General features: G+C 52.1%; 5 protein-coding genes, 4 tRNA genes, 1 rRNA gene and 1 other RNA gene. 2 read left to right on the top strand and 9 right to left on the bottom strand.

What is annotated here, in order from left to right; translation table 11 throughout:
* From GT753_RS25550 to GT753_RS25525, 6 genes are all read right to left on the bottom strand, one after another.
* Positions 1-232 (bottom strand): GTP-binding protein (locus tag GT753_RS25550; protein ID WP_032439543.1); only part of this gene is annotated, 232 nt, incomplete at its 3' end.
* Positions 233-341: 109 nt separating this feature from the next.
* Positions 342-417, bottom strand: a tRNA-Thr gene (locus tag GT753_RS25545).
* Between the two features lie 6 nt (positions 418-423).
* Positions 424-498 (bottom strand) — tRNA-Gly (locus GT753_RS25540).
* Positions 499-534: 36 nt separating this feature from the next.
* Positions 535-650, bottom strand: a non-coding RNA gene (locus GT753_RS25535) — RtT sRNA.
* Positions 651-696: 46 nt separating this feature from the next.
* Positions 697-781, bottom strand: a tRNA-Tyr gene (locus GT753_RS25530).
* A 25-nt stretch (positions 782-806) separates the two neighbouring features.
* Positions 807-882 (bottom strand) — tRNA-Thr (locus GT753_RS25525).
* Positions 883-1,278: 396 nt separating this feature from the next.
* On the opposite strand from GT753_RS25525, the gene GT753_RS25520 reads away from it, so the two are divergent.
* Positions 1,279-1,827 carry a GNAT family N-acetyltransferase gene (locus GT753_RS25520; RefSeq protein WP_004929422.1) on the top strand — a complete coding sequence of 183 codons (549 nt, stop codon included), beginning with the start codon at positions 1,279-1,281 and terminating at the stop codon, positions 1,825-1,827.
* Positions 1,828-2,046: 219 nt separating this feature from the next.
* Complete coding sequence (coaA, locus tag GT753_RS25515; protein ID WP_025304936.1) at positions 2,047-2,997, top strand: type I pantothenate kinase; 951 nt, start codon at positions 2,047-2,049, stop codon at positions 2,995-2,997.
* A 48-nt stretch (positions 2,998-3,045) separates the two neighbouring features.
* Here coaA and birA read toward each other — a convergent pair whose 3' ends face one another.
* The 3 genes from birA to rrf form a co-directional block, all read right to left on the bottom strand.
* Positions 3,046-4,008 (bottom strand): bifunctional biotin--[acetyl-CoA-carboxylase] ligase/biotin operon repressor BirA, encoded by a 963-nt coding sequence (gene birA / locus GT753_RS25510; RefSeq protein ID WP_075686717.1) that lies wholly within the window; start codon positions 4,006-4,008, stop codon positions 3,046-3,048.
* Positions 4,005-5,042 carry a UDP-N-acetylmuramate dehydrogenase gene (gene murB, locus GT753_RS25505; RefSeq protein WP_004929433.1) on the bottom strand — a complete coding sequence of 346 codons (1,038 nt, stop codon included), beginning with the start codon at positions 5,040-5,042 and terminating at the stop codon, positions 4,005-4,007. The genes birA and murB overlap by 4 nt, the downstream gene beginning before the upstream one ends.
* 378 nt (positions 5,043-5,420) lie before the next feature.
* Positions 5,421-5,536 (bottom strand): 5S ribosomal RNA (gene rrf / locus GT753_RS25500).
* Between the last annotated feature and the right edge of the window lie 7 nt (positions 5,537-5,543).

Genomic DNA, 5,543 nt, shown 5'->3' with positions numbered 1-5,543 from the left:
CGTAGTGACGAGTCGGGGTGTCATACTCAACGTGGGAGGTGTTGATGGTGATACCACGAGCTTTTTCTTCTGGCGCGTTATCGATCTGGTCGAAAGCACGTGCAGAACCGCCGTAGGTTTTAGCCAGTACGGTAGTGATCGCTGCAGTCAGGGTAGTTTTACCGTGGTCAACGTGGCCGATAGTACCGACGTTAACGTGCGGTTTTGTACGTTCAAACTTTTCTTTAGACATCGATTGTCCCTCTAAGACACGGATAAATCGGTGGTATCACCACATCAACCAAGCATTTGCTCGTTGAATCCAGAACAGAAAGAAAATCAGGGGGCGAGAAATTAAGAAGTGGTGCTGATAGGCAGATTCGAACTGCCGACCTCACCCTTACCAAGGGTGCGCTCTACCAACTGAGCTATATCAGCACATCTTGGAGCGGGCAGTGGGAATCGAACCCACATCATCAGCTTGGAAGGCTGAGGTAATAGCCATTATACGATGCCCGCATCCTGGAACTCGGCTACCTGATTTTTCTGTAGAATTTTGGGATGGAGCAGGATTGTTCATCACTCGGCTCGCATCCTTCGGGCCGGCTGCGCCTTGCGCTGCACAGCTCGAACCTTGCCGAAGGCTTTCGCCCTCTCCTCCCGCCATCAACCGTTGCGGTATTTATCGCATCTCAGTTAATCGCCGAAGGCAAGATTTGGTGGTGGGGGAAGGATTCGAACCTTCGAAGTCTGTGACGGCAGATTTACAGTCTGCTCCCTTTGGCCGCTCGGGAACCCCACCAGATTTTAACTACTTGTGACTTGAATGGTGCCGGCTACCGGAATCGAACTGGTGACCTACTGATTACAAGTCAGTTGCTCTACCTACTGAGCTAAGCCGGCATCAAGTGCAGCGCATTCTAGGTAGAGCGGGCGACCTATGCAACAAAAAAATTGCTTTACGCGCACTTTCGCTCATAAATCAGTCAATTTTGCATACTGTCATGCAATTTGCAGCCTGCGGCGTGCAAACATTCATCACTCGCGGCAATCATTCTCTACAATTTTATCCACTTTTTGCAAGCCTTGAGCGCCGCTTTCTCCGTGTCGGGCTTCTCAAAACACTTAACCCGCGATGGTAAACTGTGAGCGGGATCGATGCACCAAAAAGGGGATACCTGCCCCGGACTGCGGCGTGGGCTACACTGATCCCTCGCCCTTTTGCCGTTGCTATGCCTTTCGCCGCTGTGGCTCAGTTATTGCTTCTCTTCATTACCCCCATCCCAGGAGGAATGACCGATGAAAATAGTGCCTATCAACGCCGCTACGCTCCCAATTTACCGCGATGAATTGGCCCGCCTGTTGACCGATGCCGTCACGCACGGCGCTTCTGTCGGTTACGACACCTTAATTCCTCACGAAGACGCCGAGAGCTACTTCCACAGTCTGCGACCGGCCCTGGCCAAAGGTGAGCTGCTGCTGTGGATTGCCCGTGACGATCGCGGCGTCGTTGGCACCGTGCAACTCGAACTTTGCCAGAAGCCGAACGGCCGTAATCGTGCGGAGGTGGTAAAGCTGTTGGTGCATAGCCGTGCTCGCCGCAACGGCGTAGGTCAGGCTCTGATGAAGACGCTGGAGTACGCGGCACTGCAGCAGCAACGCGGGCTATTGTATCTGGATACGCAGGCCGGTTCGGCGGCAGAAGCGCTTTATCGCAGCCTGGGTTATCGCTGTTTGGGTGAGCTGCCGGATTATGCAGCGGGTCCCGATGGGCATTACCATCCGACCGTCATTTATTACAAACGTCTGTTCACCGTAAATCAGCCTTCGCGCGCCATCGCCAGTTAGTCTTCAGGCGGTATCCGGCTCTGATGATACCGCCTTGCAACCCCGCTTTATCAACTGCGCGCCGCTTCGCACAATTGACATAAACTGCTGCCTATCGACAACTTTTGCGAAAAAAGTCTACGCCAAAAACGAAGCTGTCTATAATATGCAGCTTGTTTATTCTCTGGAGTTGGCGTCCGGCGCCTTTCCCAACCTGCGTTAACAGGCAGAATTTGGCTTATGATAAAAAGAGATCAATCTTTAGCAACGCCTTACCTACAGTTCGATCGTACCCAATGGGCTGCGTTGCGAGATTCGGTGCCGCTGACGTTGTCGGAAGAAGAGATCGTTAAACTGAAAGGGATTAACGAAGATCTCTCGTTGGAAGAAGTTGCGCAGATTTATCTGCCGCTGTCACGGCTGTTGAACTTCTATATCAGTTCCAACCTGCGTAGGCAGGCGGTGCTCGAGCAATTCCTCGGCACCGACGGGCAAAAGATTCCCTATGTCATCGGCATCGCCGGCAGCGTAGCCGTAGGTAAGAGCACAACCGCACGTCTGTTGCAGGCGTTGTTGAGCCGTTGGCCAGAACACCGCAGCGTTGAGTTGATCACGACCGACGGCTTCTTGCACCCTAATAAGGTGCTGAACGAACGCGGCCTGATGAAGAAAAAAGGCTTCCCGCAGTCTTACGATATGCATAGCCTGGTGAAATTCGTGTCGGAAGTGAAATCCGGCGCCAAACGCGTCACCGCCCCGGTTTATTCCCATTTGATCTATGACGTTGTACCCGAAGGTAATAAAGTCATCGAGCAACCGGATATTCTGATCCTGGAAGGGCTTAACGTGTTGCAAAGCGGTATGGATTATCCTCACGATCCGCATCGCGTATTCGTTTCCGACTTTGTCGACTTCTCTATATATGTCGATGCGCCGGAAACGCTATTACAAAGCTGGTATATCAATCGTTTTCTGAAATTCCGTCAGGGCGCATTTTCCAATCCCGATTCTTATTTCCATAATTATTCAAAATTGCCGGAACCGGAGGCGATTAATATCGCCACGCAATTATGGAATGAAATTAACGGATTGAATTTGCAGCAAAATATACTGCCCACCCGTGAACGCGCCAGCCTGATAATGACCAAAAGCGCTAACCACGCCGTTGAAAGCGTGCGTTTAAGAAAGTAAGCCTACCGATCGATTCAGGGGACGTTACTGTCCCCTTGTCTTTTCTCACTATTCCGCGCTGCGCAGCGATATCTCGCCACCGATGAAGGGCTTGATCTCCCCGTCCTGTTCCAGCAGCAGTGCGCCCTGTGAATCGATTCCTCGGGCGATACCCACAATCTGCCGCTCGCCAATCAGCAGCTTGACCGGCCTGTCGATAAAGTTATCCAAGGTACGCCAGCGACCGATAAAGGGCGCGAGTCCATCTATCTCAAACTGCTTTAACGACTGCCGCAGTTCATTGAGCAGAGTGGCGGTCAACTCATTACGATCGATGTTAATGCCGGCCTCTTGCAGGTTGATCCATCCCTGATTTATTCCGCCGGCATTGGTATCACGCATCGCCAGATTGATGCCGGCGCCAATAACCAGTTGGGCCGCATCGCCGGTTTTCCCCGTCAATTCAACCAGGATCCCCGCCAGTTTACGATCGTTCAGGTAAAGATCGTTGGGCCACTTCACGCGTACGTCTGCCGCACCGAGACGCTGCAGAACTTCTGCCATCACCATACCGATCACCAGGCTGAGCCCCATCGCTGCGGCCGGGCCTTGTTCCAATCGCCAAAACATCGACAGATACAAATTGGCACCGAATGGCGAGATCCACTGACGCCCACGACGCCCTCGCCCCGCCTGTTGATATTCAGCCACGCAGGCATCACCCGAGTTCAATTCGGCAATGCGATCCAACAAATATTGGTTGGTGGAATCAACGACTGGCAACACGCTCACGCGCTTGTCTTCCAGCAGACTGAGAATGCGTTCGGCTTCCAGCAGCTGAATGGCGCCAGGCAGGCTATAGCCTTTTCCGGGCACGGTAAAGACATCCAGTCCCCATTCGCGAATGGTCTGAATATGCTTATTGATCGCCGCGCGACTCATGCCCAGTGACTCACCGAGGTGTTCACCGGAATGGAATTCGCCGTCAGCCAGCAGCGCGATCAGTTTTAACGGAACCTTGGTATCTTTCATGACAGCACCGCCACGGCATTCAGTTCACCGGTCGCGCCAATAAAACGCACCTCAGGTTCCAGCCACACGCCGAATTTATCAGCCACCGTCTTGCGTACGTGGCGCGCCAACGCCACCACATCCTGACTGTGGGCGTTGGCGATGTTCACCAGCACCAGCGCTTGTTGGCGGTGTACCGCAGCGCCACCGATACGATATCCTTTCAGTTCGCATTGATCGATAAGCCATCCGGCGGCCAGCTTCACCTGGCCATCCTGCTGTGGATAATGCGGCATACCGGGATATTGAGCGATGAGTTCTGCGGCTTTCTCTGCGTTCACCAGCGGATTCTTGAAGAAGCTGCCGGCATTGCCGGTTTCACGCGGATCGGGCAGCTTGCTGCGGCGCATGGCGCATACGGATTCAAATACCTGAAGTGGCGTCACCGTGGCAGGATCCAGCTTGGCCAGATCGCCGTAGCTCAATTTGGGTTGCCACTGTTTGTTGAGACGCAGACCCAGCCCAACAATGACATGTCCGGTCTGGAAACGGTGTTTGAAAATACTTTCCCGGTAGCCAAAACCACACTCGGCAGCCGGAATACGATCGATAGCGCCGGTAGAGAAGTCCAGCAGATCGACATACTCGCAGACGTCTTTCAATTCGACGCCGTAGGCGCCGATGTTCTGGATAGGGGCGGAACCGGCCAATCCAGGAATCAACGCCAGGTTTTCCAGACCGCAGATCCCGGCCTGCAGCGTATATTGCACCAGGTCATGCCAATTTTCACCGGAGCTGACGTGGAGATACCAGGCATCGTTATCTTCCCGAACATCAATACCCTTCAACTGATTGACCATTACTGTGCCAGAAAAATCCTCCAGGAACAGCACGTTGCTACCTTCACCGAGAATCAGCAACGGCTCCTGACGCTTGCGCGTTTGTTGCCACACCTTGAGCATCAGCTCAATTCTATCGGCCATGATCAGGTGCGCTGCGTTGACCGGGAGCGCAAACGTATTGTGGTTTTTTAAAGACGCGCTTTCAGTAGACATAACGTTCAGTACCCATACGGAAATAATCTTCCGCCTAGTCTACTCGATTCGAGGCGTCTGGCTAATATTTGTTTTAATTAACGTGAAATTTATCGACTAATACACTGAAGAATTAAGACTTATCTTTGATATAACCGGATAATTCTCATCAGTCTGTTCATAGATAGATATTTTTATTATTTAAATAATAATCTGGAACTATCAATTATATATTTAGCTGGCTATTTCCCTAGCAAAGAAACATTATGCTTCCTTATAAGGATAAGCTACATATGCCCAAAAAGGCATTTTTCAAAGTAATAGATACGGTCAGGATATTTATTTTACGCACAGCAAAAAGCCCTGAACGTCAGTTCAGGGCTTTCGGCTTTGTTTGATGCCTGGCAGTGTCCTACTCTCGCATGGGGAGACCCCACACTACCATCGGCGCTACGGCGTTTCACTTCTGAGTTCGGCATGGGGTCAGGTGGGACCACCGCGCTATTGCCGCCAGGCAAATTC

The organism is Serratia sp. Z4 (assembly GCF_009900725.1).
Classification (GTDB): Bacteria; Pseudomonadota; Gammaproteobacteria; order Enterobacterales; family Enterobacteriaceae; genus Serratia; species Serratia nematodiphila.
Note: the sequence above shows the minus strand (reverse complement) of the source record. Positions and strands in the feature narration are given on the sequence as shown.

Coding starts and splice junctions, on each gene's coding strand:
- GT753_RS25520 (WP_004929422.1), top strand. CDS start 1,279: ATGAAAATAGTGCCTATCAACGCCGCTACGCTCCCAATTTACCGCGAT.
- coaA (WP_025304936.1), top strand. CDS start 2,047: ATGATAAAAAGAGATCAATCTTTAGCAACGCCTTACCTACAGTTCGAT.
- birA (WP_075686717.1), bottom strand. CDS start 4,008: ATGAAAGATACCAAGGTTCCGTTAAAACTGATCGCGCTGCTGGCTGAC.
- murB (WP_004929433.1), bottom strand. CDS start 5,042: ATGTCTACTGAAAGCGCGTCTTTAAAAAACCACAATACGTTTGCGCTC.